At 66.1% G+C, this 19,675-nt stretch carries 18 protein-coding genes; 6 read left to right on the forward strand and 12 right to left on the reverse strand.

Features of this window, described 5'->3' with window-relative positions; all coding sequences use genetic code 11:
* Positions 1-63: 63 nt before the first annotated feature.
* The 3 genes from C8P69_RS19845 to C8P69_RS19850 form a co-directional block, all read right to left on the reverse strand.
* Positions 64-1,854: a tyrosine-type recombinase/integrase gene (locus C8P69_RS19845; RefSeq protein ID WP_170118315.1), complete on the reverse strand. Its 1,791-nt coding sequence runs from the start codon at positions 1,852-1,854 to the stop codon at positions 64-66.
* A gap of 418 nt (positions 1,855-2,272) precedes the next feature.
* Positions 2,273-3,265 carry a site-specific integrase gene (locus C8P69_RS23600; RefSeq protein WP_146167389.1) on the reverse strand — a complete coding sequence of 331 codons (993 nt, stop codon included), beginning with the start codon at positions 3,263-3,265 and terminating at the stop codon, positions 2,273-2,275.
* A 439-nt stretch (positions 3,266-3,704) separates the two neighbouring features.
* Positions 3,705-3,974 (reverse strand): L,D-transpeptidase, encoded by a 270-nt coding sequence (locus C8P69_RS19850; protein WP_108179197.1) that lies wholly within the window; start codon positions 3,972-3,974, stop codon positions 3,705-3,707.
* Positions 3,975-4,185: 211 nt separating this feature from the next.
* Here C8P69_RS19850 and mepA point away from each other — a divergent pair, with 211 nt between their 5' ends.
* On the forward strand, positions 4,186-5,106 hold the full coding sequence (gene mepA / locus C8P69_RS19855) for a penicillin-insensitive murein endopeptidase (RefSeq protein ID WP_108179198.1): 921 nt from the start codon (positions 4,186-4,188) through the stop codon (positions 5,104-5,106).
* Positions 5,107-5,121: 15 nt separating this feature from the next.
* Here mepA and C8P69_RS19860 read toward each other — a convergent pair whose 3' ends face one another.
* The 5 genes from C8P69_RS19860 to ppdK all read right to left on the reverse strand — a co-directional run bounded on the left by C8P69_RS19860 (position 5,122) and on the right by ppdK (position 12,230).
* Positions 5,122-6,372: an MFS transporter gene (locus C8P69_RS19860; RefSeq protein WP_108179199.1), complete on the reverse strand. Its 1,251-nt coding sequence runs from the start codon at positions 6,370-6,372 to the stop codon at positions 5,122-5,124.
* 258 nt (positions 6,373-6,630) lie between these two features.
* Positions 6,631-8,058, reverse strand: coding sequence for a cell wall hydrolase (locus C8P69_RS19865; RefSeq protein WP_245902152.1), 1,428 nt, complete (start codon positions 8,056-8,058; stop codon positions 6,631-6,633).
* Positions 8,059-8,221: 163 nt separating this feature from the next.
* Entirely contained in the window at positions 8,222-9,145 is a 924-nt protein-coding gene (locus tag C8P69_RS19870) for an ArgK/MeaB family GTPase (protein WP_108179200.1), read from the reverse strand.
* Positions 9,146-9,149: 4 nt separating this feature from the next.
* On the reverse strand, positions 9,150-9,437 hold the full coding sequence (locus C8P69_RS19875) for a hypothetical protein (RefSeq protein WP_108179201.1): 288 nt from the start codon (positions 9,435-9,437) through the stop codon (positions 9,150-9,152).
* 114 nt (positions 9,438-9,551) lie between these two features.
* Positions 9,552-12,230, reverse strand: coding sequence for a pyruvate, phosphate dikinase (gene ppdK, locus C8P69_RS19880; RefSeq protein ID WP_108179202.1), 2,679 nt, complete (start codon positions 12,228-12,230; stop codon positions 9,552-9,554).
* A gap of 208 nt (positions 12,231-12,438) precedes the next feature.
* On the opposite strand from ppdK, the gene C8P69_RS19885 reads away from it, so the two are divergent.
* On the forward strand, positions 12,439-13,023 hold the full coding sequence (locus C8P69_RS19885; RefSeq protein WP_108179203.1) for a glycosyltransferase: 585 nt from the start codon (positions 12,439-12,441) through the stop codon (positions 13,021-13,023).
* A 6-nt stretch (positions 13,024-13,029) separates the two neighbouring features.
* Here C8P69_RS19885 and C8P69_RS19890 read toward each other — a convergent pair whose 3' ends face one another.
* Together C8P69_RS19890 and C8P69_RS19895 are read right to left on the reverse strand one after the other, a co-directional pair.
* Entirely contained in the window at positions 13,030-13,572 is a 543-nt protein-coding gene (locus C8P69_RS19890) for an SRPBCC family protein (protein WP_108179204.1), read from the reverse strand.
* A complete protein-coding gene (locus tag C8P69_RS19895; RefSeq protein ID WP_108179205.1) occupies positions 13,569-13,928 on the reverse strand; it encodes an ArsR/SmtB family transcription factor in 360 nt (119 codons plus the stop codon). Before C8P69_RS19895 ends, C8P69_RS19890 begins: the two co-directional genes overlap by 4 nt.
* Before the next feature lie 165 nt (positions 13,929-14,093).
* Between C8P69_RS19895 and C8P69_RS19900 the strand changes: the two genes are divergently transcribed.
* From C8P69_RS19900 to C8P69_RS19915, 4 genes are all read left to right on the forward strand, one after another.
* Positions 14,094-15,245, forward strand: a complete 1,152-nt coding sequence (locus tag C8P69_RS19900) for a DUF2336 domain-containing protein (protein WP_170118316.1) — start codon at positions 14,094-14,096, stop codon at positions 15,243-15,245.
* Between the two features lie 70 nt (positions 15,246-15,315).
* On the forward strand, positions 15,316-15,690 hold the full coding sequence (locus C8P69_RS19905; protein ID WP_108179207.1) for a DUF423 domain-containing protein: 375 nt from the start codon (positions 15,316-15,318) through the stop codon (positions 15,688-15,690).
* A 104-nt stretch (positions 15,691-15,794) separates the two neighbouring features.
* Positions 15,795-17,030: an MFS transporter gene (locus C8P69_RS19910; protein WP_245902153.1), complete on the forward strand. Its 1,236-nt coding sequence runs from the start codon at positions 15,795-15,797 to the stop codon at positions 17,028-17,030.
* Positions 17,031-17,092: 62 nt separating this feature from the next.
* On the forward strand, positions 17,093-17,695 hold the full coding sequence (locus C8P69_RS19915; protein WP_108179208.1) for a hypothetical protein: 603 nt from the start codon (positions 17,093-17,095) through the stop codon (positions 17,693-17,695).
* Positions 17,696-17,699: 4 nt separating this feature from the next.
* On the opposite strand, the gene C8P69_RS19920 is transcribed toward C8P69_RS19915, so the two are convergent.
* Positions 17,700-18,674, reverse strand: coding sequence for a type II secretion system F family protein (locus tag C8P69_RS19920; RefSeq protein WP_108179209.1), 975 nt, complete (start codon positions 18,672-18,674; stop codon positions 17,700-17,702).
* A gap of 13 nt (positions 18,675-18,687) precedes the next feature.
* The gene (locus C8P69_RS19925) at positions 18,688-19,671 is read right to left on the reverse strand and encodes a type II secretion system F family protein (RefSeq protein WP_108179261.1); all 984 of its coding nucleotides are present in this window, start codon (positions 19,669-19,671) and stop codon (positions 18,688-18,690) included.
* Positions 19,672-19,675 lie beyond the last annotated feature (4 nt).

Here is a 19,675-nt window from a genome sequence, read left to right on the forward strand (position 1 = left end):
GCCAGAAAAGATCGCAATTCATCAGAGACTTCCTTCCGGAAGCCGTGAATCACAATCCCTCGCTCATGCCAACCGATTTATGGGTCCGGACCCTAGCATCGCCTGCGCGATCGTATTGTCCGCAAACTTCGGTAACCACACCGACTCTAACGCAGCAAGCTGCTCGCGCCAGAATCCTACGCGTCTTGGATCGAGTTGTTGCGTCCCCAATAGCTTGGCAATCGCCGCGGCCAACAGAACCAAATCGCACGCGGAGGAAGACAACGTTGTGTCGACGGCAGCGAGCGGACAAGCAGGGCATGCCCCGTACGCAGCGCACATGCCAGGTTGTTGATGCAGGTCGACCGGCGGTGAAAATGGATCTAAGCACGAGAAGCCCGGCGTAGCTGCGGCGGTGGTTGCTGTTGGTCGATCGCGGCTGTCCTGTCGCAGTTGCGTGCGCGCATCCCGCAAGCGACGCTCCATCGCCACCGCGAGCAACTCTTGTCGGGGCGCCACATTGTGAGACCGACTATACTCCTCGGTCGTCTCGGTGCTGCGGTGACCCAACATTCGTTGAACCACCCGGGGGTCATCACCCGAGGTAACAAACGCAAGGTTGGAAAAACTCGCCCTCATAGTTTTTAGCGTCATCTTTCCCACCCCCGCACGCCTTCCGAAATCGGCGAGCATCGCGTTCTCAGGGCCAGTTTTCAATGCGCGAAACTTAAGGACGGACCCGCGGTAGGCACCCCCCTTGGGCTCGTAGAGGAACAACGCATCTCGATCGTGGGGCGCCGCGCGGGATCGAGCGTATAGCGTGAGCGATAGTATCTTCTCCACCAACCATTTTCCGCTGAACTGCCTGTCATCGCGCGGAAACACGGCCAAGGGCTGAATTGTGGACCGCGCCTTATGTCCCCTTATTTCTACCACGTCCTCGTGCCAATCGATGTCCGCGAGTTTGAGAGTGCGCAGCGTGCTAGGATTGAAACCTGTGCGAAATGCAAGGAGGATCTCAAATGGCTGAATATCTTCGATAAATGGGCCCGGAAAAATTTTACCTAGGGCATCTCGTCTCGCAAGAACTTCCTCGACTTCCTGCCGCGCTAATCGTTCGACTTTGGCGCATTCAGATGGACCCAGGCCTTGGTCGCTATTGCCGCGACGCTGGAAACCACCAATCCATCGTGCTCTTGGCCACGGTATACATTCGGCACCCTGCTGCCGGCAAGCGGCTTCGAATATTCGTTTCGTGGTCCGCCATATTCTTCTTGCTGTGTATTCGTTATTATACTCGTGGCGGATTTTCTCAAGTAGCTGCACCAACTCCTCTCGCTGAAAATCCGCAAAGCTCTGCAGTCGTTCATTTTGGCCCACATACTCGAACAAAATCCTTAAATCTCGCAATGTAGAAGAGAGGCTTGCTGATCTGAGCTTAAGTCCCTGGCCGCGAATTGTCTCTACCAACTGCTTATAAAGTGGCCCTTTTTCCTCCACCGCTGAAAGTTTTCGCTCAAGCGCGATTATCCCCGGTCTTGTCGTGAGGGCTGAATGTGAATTTGACGTTCGCCATTCGTCCCCTACGTCCAAACCATCGAATGCCGCGCGAGCCATCGCAGATCTGAGTAGTCGATCTACAGCCCTTATACATCGCTGCCTGTAAACCACATCATTTTGTGTTTCCATCATATAATGCACGTAACTCTGGCGCAAATTTTTCCCAAGGCAGTCGGTGCTTCGCAACTCACGTTCAGGATCAATCAGGTCGAGATACTTAACGAATGGTCTAACCAACGCAATTGCGTGGGGCGGAAATTTATACCTGCCTTCCTGTGTTTGCTCGTTAAGTGCGGTCGCAAGGTAGCTTCCCATTTCGCCTCGGTCGCGAAGTCGGGACAACGTGCTAGCGCTCGCTCCCGCACGTTTGTCGGATTTTGGCCGAACCACGGGCTTCGCTCCAACCGGTTGGCCGTCGGCGGTTGCCGCCTCCCACGCCCTCAACATGACCGCGTAGCATCCCGACCGATAGGATCTTTGAATAGACTTCGGGAGCGACGTTTCGGCTAAATAGTACACGTATTCTCGGAGGGTTATATCGCCACTAATTTTCGGCTCAAGATTATTTTCATGCGCATCGATAATGTATTTAACAAAATGTACGCATCTATACCTTTGGCTCGCACTTATACTGTTGGCCTTGATACCTTCACACCCAACGACCCTGAATATGTAATGACCCAAAGTACCGCAATGCCGAATTCGATGCAGTAAGGCGTTCAGCGAAACACAATTATTGCTCATGGGGTCCACCCGATAGCCTCATCATTTCGTTCATGAGGTCGAATTGCGCATTCCGTTGCGCTATTTCTTCGTCGGCAATTGCGGCACCATATAACTCGATGGTTGTGGACACCCTGCGATGCCCCAGGGCCTCTTTGATCGCCATCCACGCTTGGTCGCGTGATAGGCCGGCCGAAATGTAGTAGCGATAAGCGTGCACAACATAAGTGTGCCTCGTATGATGAAACGTATGCTTCGCTTTCCGCGATTCTCGCGACCTTGCTGTCAAAGGGTCGAATTGTGTTATGGTTCGGACTTGCCCACAGGCCAGTTGCGCCGCGGAAAACATTTCCGCAACCCTCCGCTGTTTGTGCGCGGCTCCAATCGAGGTGGCTGTTGCCTTCGATCCATTGATAAATAATTCGGGTGGCTCGGCATACCTACAGTTTGCCGCCTTCGCTTGAGCGATTATTGATTTCCTTTCATCAAAATAGTATTGTTGTAGTTTCTCTTTTAGTCGCGCGGGTATATGTACATCGCGACCCGTCGCCCCTGTTCGGCGCCCTTTCGACCGTCTGAGAGTAAGAACTTGTGAAGAGGTCGTTCGATCCCACTTGGCGATCTGACTTGCCTCGATGCTCAGGACCTCATCCAGCCGAGCCCCGGTCGCAAATCCGGCGTAACATATTAGCCAATTTCTCCAACTCTCCGTTGCCGTTTTTGGTGCAAGATACTGGAGGAAGCTTGTCATTTCCGAGAGGGTGAACGGCACAACCTTCCGGGTCGTGTGTCGTCGTTGACTAGCGAGCCCTCGCGGCTGATGGGAAAATGGCGCTGGCTTGGGGTCCTTGTGTGCCAGCCAAAACTGATACTGTATGGCGGTATCGAGCCGGGCGGCTATGGTGGCCTGGGCGAGGTAGTCTTTGTTTTTGGCGGAGACCCGTTCTTCTAAGTCTGCTCGGTATTTGTACAGAAGGCCTTCCACACGCGTCGGGTCGATCAAACATTCTCCGCGGAACCGCAACCAGTCCAATAGATGCTCACAGCGCGTGGTCATCGTCTTTGGGGAAGGTTTTCTACACCTCCAGTATGCGGCGAGGAAAGCGAAAGATTCCCGGTGAGGGGACTGCAGTGCCGTGTCGACTATGTAAGGGAAGCCCTCGCCGACTCCAACCAGCCTAGGGCCGGATGGAATATCCACGGGCCGAAGGAGGGCCCTCGGCTTTGCTATCCGATATCCCATCCAAGTGTCCCCTGTTCCCTATTCTAGGAATAGGAAGGCTGTTCGGAGGCAAATGGCAAGCGTCGGGCGCATTAAACGTCCGGACAGGGAACACGTCGGTGATTTTCACGGATCTAGGAGAATCGAGTCAGAGCAAGTGCGGCCGGAGGCTGGCATTGATTCTGTTAGCTTATTTTGAATGATCGGGAACAGTTTGTCGCTAGCTCCTAATGGAATGGGGCATCGGCGCCATGCCGTACTTGCGGGAGTACCAGCTGCGCTCGAGCCGCTGCGGCGCATAGGTGCCGTTGGGCGTGTTGTAGCCGGCGCGGCCGGTGGAGACGGCCCAGGTGTAGCGGTGCTCGCCATCGACGATGACGCGCATGGTCTGGGTGCTCTTGTCGACCCGCACCACGATGGCGGCAGCGGCCTCGGCGGACCAGACGAGAAGGCCAACAATCAGGGCGGCCAGGCCATGAACGACGCGCATGGATTCCCCTCCGACGCGATACCAGCAGACGGTCCCTTGCGGGCCTTGCACTTCCAGTGATTCCGCAGCGGAAGGGGCCTGTAAAGGCGGATGCGGGATTCACCTTAAGGGCCGGCTGCGGCAGTCCAGACGATTGCAGCGGCGTGAGGAATGGTTAACGACTTGTGACTAGGGTGGCGGAAAGCCCCCCGCGATCCCCCGGTTCCCCGCCATGCCGCGCCCGCTCGCCCTTGCCCTCGCAGCACTGACTGTCCTCGGTTCCGCGGCCGCCGCGCAGGAGCGCGGCACGGTCACGCCGCGGCCCCTGCCGCCGCTCGCCAATCCCAACGACCCGAACCTGCCGGCCAAGGAACTGTTCGGCCGCGCCACGACCGGCGCGCCGATGGAGGCGCGCAGCTTCGGCTTCTATTCGCGGGGATGCCTCGCCGGCGCCGTGGCGCTGCCGGTCAATGGCGAGACCTGGCAGGTCATGCGGCTCTCCCGCAACCGCATGTGGGGCCATCCGGACATGATCGGCTTCCTTGAACGCTTCGCCCGGAAGGTGCCGCAGGTGTCGCGCTGGCCCGGAATCCTCGTCGGCGACATCTCGCAGCCGCGTGGCGGGCCGATGCTCACCGGCCATGCCTCACACCAGATCGGCCTCGACGCCGACATCTGGCTCACGCCCATGCCACGTCGCGAACTGTCGCGGGAGGAACGGGAGATGACCTCGGCCGTGAACATGGTGCGCGCCGACCGGCGCGACATCGACCCGGCCACCTGGACGCGCGACCACCTGCAGGTCATCCGCGCCGCCGCCACCGATCCGGCGGTGGAGCGGGTGCTGGTCAATGCGGCGATCAAGAAGGCCCTGTGCCGCGAGGCTGGAAGCGACCGCTCCTGGCTGTCGCGCGTGCGACCCGTGCCGGGCCACAACTACCACATGCATATCCGGATCCGCTGCCCGGCGGGCAGTCCCGGATGCCGGCCGCAGGATCCGCCGCCGACGGGAGACGGCTGTGGCGCCGAGCTCGACTGGTGGTTCACTGAAGAAGTGCTGAACCCCCGTCCGAACCCGAACTGGCGGCCGCCGCCGCCGATCACCATGGCAGGACTGCCGGACGCCTGTCAGCAGGTGCTGGTCGCGCGCTGAGGCAGCGCGCTGCCGTTACTCCGCAGGAACGGGGGCCGGCTGGGCCACAGGTCGTTCCTTGATCGGCAGGTTGATGAGGCCCGAGCCGATGCAGAAGAGGATGCTCAGGTACCACATGACCTCGTAGGAGCCGGTGCGCTCGTACATGACGCCACCGAGCCAGGCACCGAGGAACCCGCCGACCTGGTGGGAGAAGAACACGAAGCCGTAGAGCATCGCCATGTAGCGGGTGCCGAACATCAGGGCGACGAGGCCCGAGGTCGGCGGCACGGTGGAGAGCCAGAGCAACCCCATCAGCGCGGCGAAGACGAGAGCCAGCGCCGTCGAGGGCGGGAAGACGAAAAGCAGGATCACCGCCGCGCCGCGGGCGAAATAGATATAGGCGAGCAGCCAGCGCTTCGACATGCGGGCGGCGAGCCAGCCGGCCCCCAGCGACCCCACGATGTTGAACAGCCCGATGAGGGCGAGCGCCGAACCGGCGACCCAGGCCGGCATGTTCAGGTCCTTCAGGTAGGTCGGGTAGTGGGTGGTGATGAAGGCGAGCTGGAAGCCGCAGGTGAAGAAGCCGATCACCAGGAAGACGTAGCTCGGATGGGCGAAGGCCTGCTTGAGCGTCGCGGCGATGCTCATCTCGGCACCCGTGCCCTGGCCCTGCCCGGATGACGGGCTGGTGGCGAGGGCGAAGGACAGCGGGATGATGACCAGCGGCACGCAGGAGAAGATCAGCAGCGCCGCCTTCCACCCCAGCAGGTCGACGAGGAAGGGGGTGAGCGGCGCGAAGACGAACTGGCCGAAGGAGGAGGCCGCGGTGCCGAGGCCCATGGCCTGGGCGCGCTTCGACTCGGGAAGCAGCTTGGCGAAGCAGGCCAGCACCAGGTTGAACGAGACGCCGGCAAGGCCGAGACCGACCAGCGTGCCGGACAGCACGTGCATGGCGAGCGGGGGAAGCGGCAGCACCATGCAGGCGAGGCCGAGGCCGTACATGATGGCGCCGGCCCAGAAGACGCGCAGCGTACCGAAACGGTCAGCCACCGCGCCGGCAAAGGGCTGGCCGACGCCCCACATCAGGTTCTGGATGGCGATGGTCAGCGAGAGGATGTCGCGGGTCCAGCCGTTGTCGGTGGAGATCGGCATGAGGAACATGCCGACGACCGAGCGCGGCCCGAAGGACAGGAGGCCGATGAGGCAACCGCAGAGGACGATGACGAAAGGCGTGCGCCACGCAGCATCGGAAGCCGGGCGATCGGAGGGGGCGGAGGCAGTCATGGGGGAGCTCCGGACGTCGTGCAGCTACACGATTGGCTCTTGTAGGGGCGAACACCGATCGCGAACAGCGAAAAGCCGTGATGCCAACCATGCCATTTCCGGATGACAGCGGGAGTCAGCAGGAACGCTCAGCCCCTCTCGCGCCATGAGGGAGACATGCCGGGGCGGCGGTGGTGACCGACGAGCGATGGGCTGCAGATCGCTTGTGCAACCGTCAACTGGCGGAGGCCGATCGAAGCGGCGCGGCCTGCTCCCGGCTCAGCTCTCGTCGGCGGCGGCGCGGGCGACCTCGATCCGCGGGCCGGTGCCCCAGTTGCGCGGCCGGTAGAAGACGTGGATGCCGATCTGCTGCAGGCGGTTCATCGACCGTGCCCACCAGGGGCGGACATAGGTCGCGTGGTAATGGGTCGCGTGACCCACTTCGGGCAGCCAGGTGCGGCCCGCCATCATGTCCCTGGCGATCTGGGTGGCGCGGGTCCAGGGGCCCGCCTCGGTCGGCACCAGGCTGCGGCGCCCCTCGCAGGCAAAGGTGAACTGGCAGGCGAGGTAACGGTGGGCGTTCTGATAGACGACGCCGCAGACGTCCCGCGGATAGAAGCCGGAAACTGCGCGGTTCAGCACGACCTGGGCGACAGCCATCTGGCCGCGCTCGGGCTCGGACCGTGCCTCCCAATAGACGGCCTCGGCAAGGCAGCGCTCGGCGCGGGCATGGGCGGGGCCGGCCAGGCCGAGGGCGAGGGCCGGATGAACGCTGGGACCGCTCGCAACCGGCGGGCGGGCGAGAGCCTGCGCGTCGCTCGGGCGAGGCTCGTTGCGGCCGAGGAGGCGGGCAAGGAGCGTATCCGGGCGATCGCCGCGGCTATCCGTGGCGAAGGGGCCGAGGATGGGATCGAAGCCCGGTACGGCCTCGTGGGTCGTGGTGACGCGGAACGGAGCACTCTCCAGCGGCATGGAGGGGGCGCCAAACCCGGCGCCGGAACGTGCGATGGGGCCATTGCCCGCAATCGCGATACCGGCCTTCTCGCCATCCAGTTCCTCGGCGAAGCGGCGGACGTCGGCGGGCGGGGTCGCGGCCTCCTCGGTGTCCTCCTGCAGGGTGGAGGCGAGCGGGCCCATGCCGAGGCCAAGCATGGCGCCAGCCGGACGGTCGTCGAGCACCATCCCCGGCGAGACGGCGGCCAGCTGCAGGCCGCCAAGGGAGAGGGCGGAATGCTCGGCATCGCCGCGATCATCCGCCGGGGCCGGCACGAAGCGTGAGGCGTAGCTGGCGTCGGCCGGCGGCACGAAGATCGAGGGATCGGTCTCGAGCTGTCCGATGCTGAGGCGCAGCTGCGGCCGCTCGAGCAGAAGGTCGCCCTTCGCCTCGCGGTTCGGCACCGGATAGATCACGGCGCGGTCCATGCCGGAGCCGAGGGCCGGGCCGGGGCGATGGCCATCGCGGCGCAGATCCGGCACCGGGCCGGCCGAAAGGCTGGCGAGGACCGGGCGCGGCGCCTCGAATTCGCGGGCGATGGCGGGACGGCTGAAGACGAAGCCGGCGACAGTGGTGGAGGGCCGCACGAGGCTCGCCACGTGGCGGCGCCAGGTCTGGTCGACGCCGGATTTCCGCGCCAGATGGCTCACGAGGTCCTGATAGGCGACAGGCTGGACGGAGACGAGAAGGAAAGACGCCGCGAGACCGGGCACAAGCACAGCGGTCCGGGACACTGGCGACGAACGCCGACGCAACGCACGCATACCCCACGCACTCCACGCAAACGCCACACACCACCGGCATCCCGCGTCGAACAGCGCGGTCACCACCTGCTAAGGTTATCGCCGAGGTAAGGTTGAGGCGGCGTTAATGGCGTCAGCCGAGCCGGGCCGCGAGGTCTTTGGCCAAAGCGTGCTCGCTGGCGAAGGGGGCACCGCCATCGATTCGGGCGGCAACCGCCGCGAGGCCCTGATGGCCGAAACGGGTGCGCAGCGCCTCCTCCACCCAGTGACGCTGCTGGGCGGCGCGGCGGGCGATGCGGCGGCCCTCGGCGAGGTGGGCGTGATGGCCCGCGATGGCCGCGGCGAGCGCGTCCAGTCCCTCCCCCGTGGCCGAGGAGACCAGCACGACGGGAGCGACCCAGCCGCCGGCCTCGCGCGCCACCAGGGTCAGCGCGCCCTCCACATCCGCCTTGGCGCGCTGGGCGGGCGGGCCCATGTCGGCCTTGGTGACGGCGATGACGTCGGGGAGTTCCATCACCCCGGCCTTCATGAACTGCAGGCTGTCCCCGGAGCCCGGCTGGATGCAGAGCACGACCGTGTCGGCCACCATGGCCACATCGGCTTCCGACTGGCCGATGCCGACGCTCTCGACGAGAACGTGGTCGTAGACGGCGCGCATCACCACCATGGCCGCCACCGTCTGGTCGGAGAGGCCGCCGAGCCGGTCGCGCGCCGCCATGGAGCGCACGAAGACGCCGCGATCGGCGGGATCGGTGGAGATGCGGGCGCGGTCGCCGAGCAAGGCGCCGCCGGTGCGGCGCGAGGAGGGATCGACGGCGATCACGCCGACGCTCTCGCCCGCCTTGCGCCAGGCTGCGACGAGGGCGTTGGTCAGGGTCGATTTGCCGACGCCGGGCGGTCCGGTGAGGCCGAGCGTGTCGCCCCGGGCTTCGGCCGTCGCTGCGTCGAGAAAGGCTGCCAGTTCGGCGGTTCCAGCCGCGGTCTCGATGGCGGCGAGGGCGGCCGCCACCGCCCGCTTGCCACCGGCGCGAACCGCCGCGATGGAGGCAGGCACCATGGGCTCAGCCGAGCTGGGCGGCGGCGAGCGTATGCAGGATCGCGCCCGCGAAATAGCCGCCGAAGCGCCAGGGCATGGCGAGCGGCGCATCGATCCGGCCCTGCATCGCGAGCGTGTTGATGACGATGTCGACGACAAGGGCAACGCCGAGCAGCCACATCAGGCCGGGAATGGCCTGGCCGAGGCCCGGATAGGCCTTGAGCAGGAAGGCGAGAGCGAGCCCGGCCACCAGCATGGCCGCGACGAAGACGAGGCCGGGCAGCGGCAAGGATGGACGGGTCTCGTCGGTCATCGGCACTCGTGCAACGCCAGGGACAGGAGTGCGCAGCCTCGCACAGAGGCCGCGCGCCGCCAACCGCGACAAAGGTTACGACCCGCCCTCAGGGCGGGCCGCCGGAGGGTCGCGTCAGGCCTGGCTTGCCGCAGCCTTGCCGAGGGCCGCCTGGGCGGCCGCGAGGCGGGCGATCGGCACGCGGAAGGGCGAGCAGGACACGTAGTCGAGCCCGACCTTCTCGCAGAAGTGGATGGAGGCGGGATCGCCGCCGTGCTCGCCGCAGATGCCGAGCTTGATGCCGGGCCGCGTCTTGCGGCCACGCTCGGCGGCGATGGAGACGAGTTCGCCGACGCCGTCCTGGTCGAGGGAGACGAAGGGATCGATCTCGATGATGCCCTTGGCGAGATAGGGGTTGAGGAAGCTGGCGGCGTCGTCCCGCGAGATGCCGAAGGTGGTCTGGGTCAGGTCGTTGGTGCCGAAGGAGAAGAACTCGGCGGATTCGGCGATCTTGCCCGCCTGCAGCGCGGCGCGCGGCAGCTCGATCATGGTGCCGACGATGTAGTCGAGGCTGGCGCCAGTCTCCTTCATGACGGCTTCGGCCATGGCGACGATCCGCGCCTTGACGAGGTCGAGCTCCGCCTTGGTGGCGACCAGCGGCACCATGACCTCGGGGACGACGGGACGGCCGCTCTTCTGTCCGGCGATCACCGCCGCCTCGAAGATGGCGCGGGCCTGCATCTCGGCGATCTCGGGGTATGCGACCGCAAGGCGGCAGCCGCGGAAGCCGAGCATCGGGTTGACCTCGTGCAGTTCCTCGGCCCGGGCCTTCAGCTTGCGCGGATCGGCGCCCATGGCGGCCGCGACCTCGGCGATCTCGGCATCGGTATGGGGCAGGAACTCGTGCAGCGGCGGGTCGAGCAGGCGGATGGTGACGGGCAGGCCGGCCATGATCTCGAACAGCTCGACGAAATCCGAGCGCTGCATCGGCAGGAGCTTGGCCAGCGCCGCGCGGCGGCCCTTCTCGTCATCGGCGAGGATCATCTCGCGCACCGCGACGATGCGCTCCTCGTCGAAGAACATGTGCTCGGTGCGGCAGAGGCCGATGCCCTCGGCGCCGAAGGTCACCGCGACCCGCGCATCGGCGGGCGTTTCCGCATTGGTGCGCACCTTCAGGCGGCGCACCTGATCGGCCCAGCCCATGAGGGTGGCGAATTCGCCGGAGAGTTCCGGCTGCAGCATGGCGACCTCGCCAAGCAGGACCTGGCCGGTCGAGCCGTCGATGGTGACGACCTCGCCCTTCTTCAGCACCTTGCCGGCCACCGCCATGGTCTGCGTGGCGTAGTCGACGCGCAGCGAGCCGGCACCGGAGACGCAGGGTTTGCCCATGCCGCGGGCGACGACCGCCGCGTGGCTGGTCATGCCGCCGCGGGTGGTGAGGATGCCCTCGGCGGCGTGCATGCCGTGGATGTCCTCCGGGCTCGTCTCGACGCGCACCAGGATGACCTTGTGGCCCGCTGCCTTCAGCGCCTCGGCCTCATCGGAGCTGAAGACGATCTCGCCCTGGGCGGCGCCGGGCGAGGCCGGCAGGCCGGTGGCGAGCACGCGGCGCTCGGCCTTGGGGTCGATGGTCGGGTGGAGCAGCTGGTCGAGGGAAGCCGGCTCGACGCGGGCGACGGCCTCCTCGCGGGTGAGCAGGCCCTCATTGGCGAGGTCGACGGCGATCTTGAGGCTCGCCTTGGCCGTGCGCTTGCCGTTGCGGGTCTGCAGCATCCAGAGCTTGCCGCGCTCGACGGTGAACTCGAGGTCCTGCATGTCGCGGTAGTGCTTCTCGAGCGTCGCCGCGACGGCGATGAACTGGTCGTAGACCTCGGGAAGCGCCTTCTCCATCGAGGGCTTGTCGGAGCCGGCGGCGGTGCGGGCGACCTCGGTGATGTTCTGCGGCGTGCGGATGCCCGCCACCACATCCTCGCCCTGGGCGTTGATGAGGAACTCGCCGTAGAGCTCCTTGGCGCCGGTCGAGGGGTTGCGGGTGAAAGCGACGCCGGTGGCCGAGGTCTCGCCCATATTGCCGAAGACCATGGCCTGCACGTTCACCGCCGTGCCCCAGCTCTCGGGGATGGCGTGGAGGCGGCGATAGGTGATGGCGCGCTGGTTCATCCAGGATGAGAACACCGCGCCGACAGCGCCCCAGAGCTGCTCGCGCGGATCCTGCGGGAAGGGCTTGCCGGTCTCTTCCTCGACGCGACGCTTGTACTCGCCGACAAGGTGCTTCCAGTCATCGGCGGAGAGGTCGGTGTCGAGGGTGAAGCCCTTGCGCTCCTTGTAGACCTCGAGGATCTCCTCGAAATTGTGGTGGTCCACCTCAAGCACGACGTTCGAGTACATCTGGATGAAGCGGCGGTAGCTGTCATAGGCGAAGCGCTCGTCGCCCGACCCCAGGGCGAGCGCCGCGACGGTGACGTCGTTGAGGCCCAGGTTGAGGATCGTGTCCATCATGCCGGGCATGGAGGCGCGGGCACCGGAGCGCACCGAGACGAGCAGCGGATTGGCCGCGTCGCCAAAGACCTTGCCGGTGAGCTTGCCGATCTGGGCGAGGCCCGTCTCGACCTGCGAGGCCAGTGCCTCGGGATAGCTGCGACCGTTGGCGTAATACCAGGTGCAGACTTCGGTGGTGATGGTGAAACCGGGGGGCACGGGCAGCCCCATATTCGACATCTCGGCGAGATTTGCTCCCTTGCCGCCGAGAAGGTTACGCATGCTCGACTGCCCCTCGGCCTTGCCGTCGCCGAAGGTGTAGACCCACTGTGCCATGGTCGATGTCCCGATCCCGTCACGCTGTCGCCCGAGAGCCTTGAGGCCCCGATGCTGCGGCGCGTCTCTTTTGGCGCTTTTGCGGTGCGATATCAACAACGGCCCGATTCATCAACGCCGACGGGCCTTTTCATGACGTCCCGATGAAGACTGGATGAATGCAGCGCGGAACGGTAATACTGCGCTGCAACAGGAATGTTCCCCGCCCGTGATCACCGTCATCATCCCCACTCTCGACGATGAACGCCGACTGCTGCCGACGCTCGCTTCGCTGGTGTCCGGGGCGGCGGATGGCCTCGTCATCGAGGCGATCGTCGCCGATGGTGGTTCTCGCGACGACACCGAGACGGTCGCCGATGTTGCGGGGTGCCGATTTGTCGCCGGCGAGGCCGATGCGGGCCGACGCCTTGCCGCGGCAGCTGCGGGCGCCAAGGCGCCGTGGCTGCTGTTCCTGCCGCCAGGCGTGGTCCTCGACGAGGGCTGGATCCGCGATGTGCGGGCGTTCCTCGATCAGGTGACGCGGCGCGGCGAGACAGACCGGCGCGCCGCCGTGTTCTCTCTCGGCACCGACGATTACGGCATGGGTGCAACCCTGCGCCAGGCACGGGCCCGGCTCGCCCTCTGGCTCGGGCTCGGCACCGACCCCGACCAGGGCCTGCTGATCTCCGCCGGGCATTATCGGGCGCTCGGCGGCCATGCCGCGGGAGCCGGCACGGCGAGCCGCCTGACCCGCCGCCTCGGCGCCACGCGCATCGTCACCCTGCGCAGTCGGGCGACGTCCATCCGGTTCTAGGACCGGTCAGTCCGGCAGGCGGCCGGCATACTCGTCCTTCAGCCGCTTCCAGCCCGACCAGAACGATGGCATCGGCGTCTCGGACAGCCGTGCAGCAAGGACATCGAGGTGGATGTGCCAGCCGGCGGAGACGCTGAGCATGGCATCGCGTTCGGCGAGGCGGCGATGGGTGACGGTGAGCAGCGTGCCGCCTTCCATCGGCGTCAGGTCGAAGGCGACGCTGCCGCCCGCTGCGCCCCAGCTGAAGACGAGGCGGACCGGTGGCCGCACTTCAAGGATCCGGCTTTCCATCCGGTGCTCGACCGGAAAGCCCTCGGGCCGCGGATCGGTCGGCGTACTCAAGGAATCGTTGCGCCACACCAGTTCGAAACGGGCGTCTTGCGACAGGTCCATCACACCGTCGGCCAGCCAGCGGCGGCGCAACTCCGCCTCCGTCAGATAGGCCCACACCCGCTCTACCGGCGCCGGCAGCAGCCGGCGGATGGTCAGGGTCGCGGGCTCGGTGACGGCGGCATAGGCGTCAGGGGCGGCTTTGGTGGCGGCAGTCATGACGTTTCTCCGGGTGGCGGGGTCTGCGGGAGTTCCTGCCGCAGCAGGTCTTCGAGGATGCCGAGCCGGCCGATCCAGAGCCGCTCGTAGAAGCCGATCCAGGCATGGGCGCTAGCGAGCGGTCCCGGCGCGAGACGGCACAGATGGGTGCGGCCGCGGATCTCCCGGGCGACGAGACCTGCGGCCTCAAGAACGCGGATGTGCTTGGAAGCGGCGGCCAGCGACATGGCGCAGGGCGCCGCGAGGTCGCCGACGCGGCACGCACCGTCCGCAAGCTGCCGCAGCATGGCGCGACGGGTGCGGTCCCCGAGGGCGTGGAAGACGGCGTCAAGATCGGCGGGATTTCGTTCAACCATACGGTTTAATATTGGCCTCACCAACATTTGTCAACCGATTGGTTTATTATCCTCGCGAACCGCCTCCTGCCGGCATGTGGATAATCCCACGAGGACCGCTCGCATTTACGCAACGTTATGGATCTGGACGGCATGGTTGTACCTCCCGTTCCCCTAGGGGTTTGCATGCTTCCCTCGCTCGAAAATCCCGTCGAACAGGTCCTTGCCGCGGTGGAGCAATTGCCCCCGGCGGCGCAGCAGGCCCTCGTCACGGGCATTCTCGGCCAGTTCGGACCGGACCGTCCGCGCCCCTCCCCGAAGGCCCAGGAACGCCTGGACCGCATCGTGGCGCATCTGCTGCCCCCCATGCCGATCGACAAGCGGGTCTATTTCGCCCGCGCCTTCGGCGCCCTCGACCTCGACCTGCCGCGCACCTTCGCGGTCATCGACAAGGATGCCGAACTGGTGGCCGAGATCTCGCTCGGTCATGCGACCCCCGACGCGGCGGTCATCACCAATCTCGGCAAGCAGCGACGCTTCATCGACACGCGGATCATGGCCGAGCGCGAGGACCTGACCCCGGAGGCCGCCGACGCGCTGGCCGATGCCGGCGACGCGCGCACAGTGCGCACCCTTGCCTCGAACCGCTACGTCACCCTGTCGCGCAAGGCCTTCTCGCGGCTCGTCACCCGCGCCTCCCACGACCTGCCCTTGCAGATCCAGCTGTGCAACCGGCCCGAGCTGGAGGCGGAGGACGCCAGACGCCTCGCCCTCGTCGTGCCCGACCACCTGAAGGCGACGCTTTACGAGCGGCTGGACCATGAGGCGGTGAAGGAAGCCCAGCGCATCGCCTCGGAGGCCATTCCCGACAAGATCCGCCGGATGCGCCTGCACCAGGACTGCAAGGACAGCGCGAATGACCTGCGGCGGGATGTGAAAACGGGCGCTCGGTCGCTGGCCGAGGCGATGACCGTCTTCGCCGCCACCGATCAGGTGATCCCGGCGGTGGAACTGCTCGGCGAAACGCTCGGGATCGATCGCGCGCTGCTGATCGCTGCCCTCGCCCGGGGCAAGATCGAACCCTTCGAGGCCATGTCCAAAGCGGTGGCGCTGGACGAGAACATCTTCGTCTCGCTCGTCTCCTCGTTCTGCCGGCGCTGGCGTCGCACGCCGCCCGACCCGCGGGCCCTGCTGCGCCGCTACCGCACCCTCACCGACAAGCAGATCGACATCGAGCTGGCCGCCCTGCGCCAGGCACCGAAGTCATCGTCCTTCGTGCGGCCGGTTGCCGCCATGCCGATGCCCCTGCCGCCGACCGTCGCGGTCTCGGTCGATTGACGCGCCAGTGAATTGACCAGCCGGTTCCCGCCTGCGAGGTGACGGGTCTTCGCCCGACCCGGAGGCCGCCATGACCGCCACCCGTCTTCTCGTCCTCTGCGCCGGCCTCATGGGTGCGGCCGGCGTCGCCCTCGCGGCCATGGCCAGCCACGCCTATGCCGGCACCAGCCTGCAGGTGGCCGCCTCCATGCTGTCGCTGCAGGCGCCTGCGGTGCTGGCCATCGCCCTCGGTCGCAAGGCCGGCCTGCTGCACGACGCCGTCGCCCGCATCGCCGCCTGGGCGCTGGTGGCCGGAACGGCGGTCTTCGCCGGGGACCTCGCCATGCGCACCTTCACGGGGCAAGCGCTCTTTCCCATGGCCGCCCCGGTCGGGGGCATGGCGATGATCGCCGCCTGGCTCGGCGCGGCCGTCGCCGGTGCGCTCGGCGGACGCCAGTCCGGCTGAGGCGAGACCTCGCGCGGCTGCACATCCGTTGCGCAATGCCGCCGCTGTCTTGGGCAGCGGCAGGGTGATAGCGTCCGCGTCCCCCTTCCTGCTGGCAGGTCCCCTTGTCCCTATCCGCTTCGCCTGACCAGGCCCCTGCTTCCGCCCTTGACGGCCGGCCGGCCTGGATCCGCCTGACGATCGCACTGGCGCTCGGCACGATCGGCGGCGTTGGCATGTGGTCGGTCGTGGTGGTCATGCCGGCGGTACAGGCCGATTTCGGCACCGGGCGCGGCGCAGCCTCGCTGCCATACACGCTGGCCATGCTTGGTTTCGCCGGCGGCGGCGTGCTGATGGGACGGCTCTCCGACCGTTTCGGCATCATGGCGCCGGTGATCGGCGGCAGCCTGCTGCTCGGCACAGGCTATCTCGTCGCCGGCCTTGCCCCGTCGATCTGGGTCTTCGCCCTCGCCCATGGTCTGCTCATCGGCCTCGGCTCGGCGGCGGTGTTCGGACCGCTGCTCGCCCATGTCTCGTTCTGGTTCGACCGCCGCCGCGGCATCGCCGTGGCCATCGCGGCCTCCGGCAATTATCTCGCCGGCGCGGTCTGGCCGCAGGTGGTGCGCTTCGCCCTCGACGCGGTGGGCTGGCGGATGACCCACATCATCATCGCCGTGACGACAGTGACGCTGATGGTGCCTCTCGCCCTGCTCCTGCGCCAGAAGCCGCCGGTGGCGCTGGCCGCCGGTGCGGGCCTGGCGCGCAGCGCCTCGCCGGCGGCGCTGGGCCTTTCACCCAATGTGCTGATGGCGCTGCTGGCCGTCGCGGGAATCGCCTGCTGCGTCGCCATGTCGATGCCGCAGGTCCACATCGTCGCCTATTGCGCGGACCTCGGCTACGGCGTCGCCCGCGGCTCGGAGATGCTGTCCCTGATGCTCGCCTTCGGCATCATCAGCCGCGTCGCCTCCGGCTTCGTCGCCGACCGGATCGGCGGCCTCGCCACCCTGCTGCTCGGCTCGACCCTGCAGGGCGTGGCGCTGCTGTTGTTCCTGACGTCGGACGCCCTGACGCCGCTCTACATCTTCTCGATCCTGTTCGGCCTGTTCCAAGGCGGCATCGTGCCGAGCTATGCCATCATCGTCCGCGAGTATTTCTCGCCGGCCGAGGCGGGGACGCGGGTCGGCATCGCCCTCATGGCCACGCTTCTCGGCATGGCCTTCGGCGGCTGGATCTCCGGCGTGATCTATGACCTGACCCGGTCCTACCAGGCCGCGTTCATCAACGGCATCTTGTGGAACCTCATCAACCTCGCCATCGTTGGATGGCTTCTGATGCGGCGGGAGCGGCTGGCGCGGGCCTGATCCCGCGGCGCCCAGCCGCAGCAAAGCGCAGCAGCGGGCGGCGCAGGCGGCAGGGGCAGCTCATGAGCGTCACGGCACGGATCGGTCTCGACGTCCACGACGTCAAGCAGCTTTTCTCGACCTTCGACCCATCCCCCTTCCACGAATTCAGCCTCAACTCGACGGCTGCGCAGTACATCTCCTCGCAGGCCTGGTACGCGAAGCGAGACGCCAGGCTGGAGATCGCCCTGAGCATTCGCAGCAAACCGGCCCCGGCGGAGGCTGTGGCGCGGCTTCAGGAGGTGGTCCACGCCCATTTCACCCGCCTCGCCATCAGCGAGGACCAGAATTTCAAGCAACTCCTTCGCACCGGCGCGATCTCGCTGGCCATCGGCCTGTGCGTCCTCGCCTTCTGCACGGTGCTGTCGCGCGGCATCGACAACTCGTCGCTCCCCGACGGCTGGCGCGAGGGCCTGCGCGACGGCATCTCGGTCTTCGGCTGGGTGGCGAACTGGCGGCCGGCCCAGATCCTTTTCTATGACTGGTGGCCTGTGCGGCGGGTGCGGAACATCTATCGCCGGCTGGCGGACGCCAAGGTTGTGGCGGGAGCTCCGGGCAAGCGGACCGCGGAGGCGGACGCCGTCGCCCCCCTCGACACGATGCCGATCGAGGCGGGGCCGACCTGAGGGGTCAGTTGGCGCCGGTAAGGCGGATCGCCGCCGGGCCCATGATGACCACGAAGAGGCAGGGCAGGAAGAAGACGATCATCGGCACGGTGAGCTTCGGCGGCAGCGCGGCCGCCTTCTTCTCGGCCTCGGACATGCGCATGTCGCGGTTTTCCTGCGCCATGACGCGCAGGGTGTTGGCGAGCGGCGTGCCATAGCGCTCCGCCTGGATGAGCGCCATGGTCACGGCGCGTACGCCATCGAGGTCGGTGCGCTTGGCGAGGTTCTCGTAGGCCATGCGCCGGTCCTGCAGGTAGCTGAGCTCGGCGGTGGTGAGCGCCAGTTCCTCGGCCAGTTCGATGGACTGGGTGCCAACCTCGACGCCGACGCGCTTGAAGGCCATTTCGATGGACATGCCGCTCTCGACGCAGATCAGCAGCAGGTCGAGCGCATCGGGGAAGGCGCGGCGGATCGAGAGCTTGCGCTTGTCGATCTTGTTCTTGAGGAACAGCATCGGCAGCTGCAGGCCGATATAGGCGGCAAAGAGCGACAGCAGCACCCGGACGACCGCCGGCTGGCCCAGGTCGTTGACGGCGAAGAGATAGACAAGCGCCGCGAGCACCGTGACGATCGGCACGATGAGGCGAAACAGCAGGAACACGATATAGGGCGCCTGGCCGCGATAGCCGGCCTGAATGAGCTTCTCGCGAGCCTCTTCCTGGGCGAGATGCTTGCCGAGCTGCAGGCCATCGACGATGCGCGTCATCCAGGCCTTGGGCGTGTGGCGCACCGAGATGCGCTCTCCACCGGCGAGACGGGCGCGCTCGCGCTCGCGGATGCGGTTGCGCTCGACCGAGACCGCCTTCATGCGCTTGCCGAGATTGTCGCCGGCGAGCAGCGGCATGGCGAAGGTCAGCACCGTCGCGAAAACCGCAATGGCGATCAGCATCTGCACGATGAAATCGCGGTCGTGGAGCTTCTCGATGGCGAGCTTCAGCATGGCTTCCGCCCCCTCAGAAGTCGAAATTGATCATCTTGCGCATGACCATCACGCCCGTGAACATCCAGAACAGGCAGACGGCCAGCAGCAAGCGGCCCATGTCGGTCGTCCACAGCAGCGAGATGTACTGCGGTGTGGACAGGTAGACGAAGAACATCACGGCGGGCGGCAGAGAGGCGATGATCGCGGCGGAGGACTTGGCCTCCTGCGACAGGGCGACGATCTTCGCCTTCATCTTCTTGCGGTCGCGCAACACCTTGGAGAGGTTGCCGAGGGTCTCGGAGAGGTTGCCGCCGGCCTTCTGCTGGATGGAGACGACGATGCAGAAGAAGTTGGCCTCAGGGACGGGCATGCGCTCGTAGAGCTTCATCACCGCCTCGTGGAGCGGGATGCCAAGGGCCGTCTGCTCGACGATGTGGCGGAACTCGGTGCGGACCGGCTCCTGGGATTCGGTCGCCACGATGCGCAGGCAGTCGCCGAGCGGCAGGCCCGCCTTGACGCCGCGGACGATGACGTCGACCGAGTTCGCGAGCTCGTTGAGGAAGGCCATCATGCGGCGCTTCTTCTTGAAGTTCAGGAACCATTGGGGAAAGCCGAGGCCGAAGGCGATGGCGAAGGCCGCCGGCATGTAGAGCGGCATGCCCATGAAGACCGGGATCAGCGCGCCGATCACGGCGAGAACGGCGGAGAAGATGTAGAACTGGCGCACGGTCCAGGTCAGACCTGCCTGGGAAATGCGGATGTTGAGCGGTGGCTTGGCCGAATTCTTCTGCTTGCGCTCCAGCTCCTTCAGCGTGTCCTCGACGCTGACGCGCTTGGCGCTCGCCTCCTCGGACTTGGTCGGGGCGCGGGTGGGGCGGGCGAGCGTGCCGGCGACGGCATCGCGGCGTGCCTCTGCCTTCACCTCGCCGGAGAGGAACGGATAGATCAGCGCATAGGCGAGGCCACCGGCACAGATGGTGGCCAGCACGAAGATGGCGAGGGTGTCGAGCGGGATCATC

Origin of the sequence: Phreatobacter oligotrophus (assembly GCF_003046185.1) — a bacterium.
Lineage (GTDB): Bacteria > Pseudomonadota > Alphaproteobacteria > Rhizobiales > Phreatobacteraceae > Phreatobacter > Phreatobacter oligotrophus.

Excerpts from the sequence above, each read along its gene's own strand:
- C8P69_RS19845 (WP_170118315.1), bottom strand. The coding sequence starts at position 1,854 with ATGGGAAGCTACCTTGCGACCGCACTTAACGAGCAAACACAGGAAGGC.
- C8P69_RS19850 (WP_108179197.1), bottom strand. The coding sequence starts at position 3,974 with ATGCGCGTCGTTCATGGCCTGGCCGCCCTGATTGTTGGCCTTCTCGTC.
- mepA (WP_108179198.1), top strand. The coding sequence starts at position 4,186 with ATGCCGCGCCCGCTCGCCCTTGCCCTCGCAGCACTGACTGTCCTCGGT.
- C8P69_RS19860 (WP_108179199.1), bottom strand. The coding sequence starts at position 6,372 with ATGACTGCCTCCGCCCCCTCCGATCGCCCGGCTTCCGATGCTGCGTGG.
- C8P69_RS19870 (WP_108179200.1), bottom strand. The coding sequence starts at position 9,145 with ATGGTGCCTGCCTCCATCGCGGCGGTTCGCGCCGGTGGCAAGCGGGCG.
- C8P69_RS19875 (WP_108179201.1), bottom strand. The coding sequence starts at position 9,437 with ATGACCGACGAGACCCGTCCATCCTTGCCGCTGCCCGGCCTCGTCTTC.
- ppdK (WP_108179202.1), bottom strand. The coding sequence starts at position 12,230 with ATGGCACAGTGGGTCTACACCTTCGGCGACGGCAAGGCCGAGGGGCAG.
- C8P69_RS19890 (WP_108179204.1), bottom strand. The coding sequence starts at position 13,572 with ATGACTGCCGCCACCAAAGCCGCCCCTGACGCCTATGCCGCCGTCACC.
- C8P69_RS19895 (WP_108179205.1), bottom strand. The coding sequence starts at position 13,928 with ATGGTTGAACGAAATCCCGCCGATCTTGACGCCGTCTTCCACGCCCTC.
- C8P69_RS19900 (WP_170118316.1), top strand. The coding sequence starts at position 14,094 with ATGCTTCCCTCGCTCGAAAATCCCGTCGAACAGGTCCTTGCCGCGGTG.
- C8P69_RS19905 (WP_108179207.1), top strand. The coding sequence starts at position 15,316 with ATGACCGCCACCCGTCTTCTCGTCCTCTGCGCCGGCCTCATGGGTGCG.
- C8P69_RS19915 (WP_108179208.1), top strand. The coding sequence starts at position 17,093 with ATGAGCGTCACGGCACGGATCGGTCTCGACGTCCACGACGTCAAGCAG.
- C8P69_RS19920 (WP_108179209.1), bottom strand. The coding sequence starts at position 18,674 with ATGCTGAAGCTCGCCATCGAGAAGCTCCACGACCGCGATTTCATCGTG.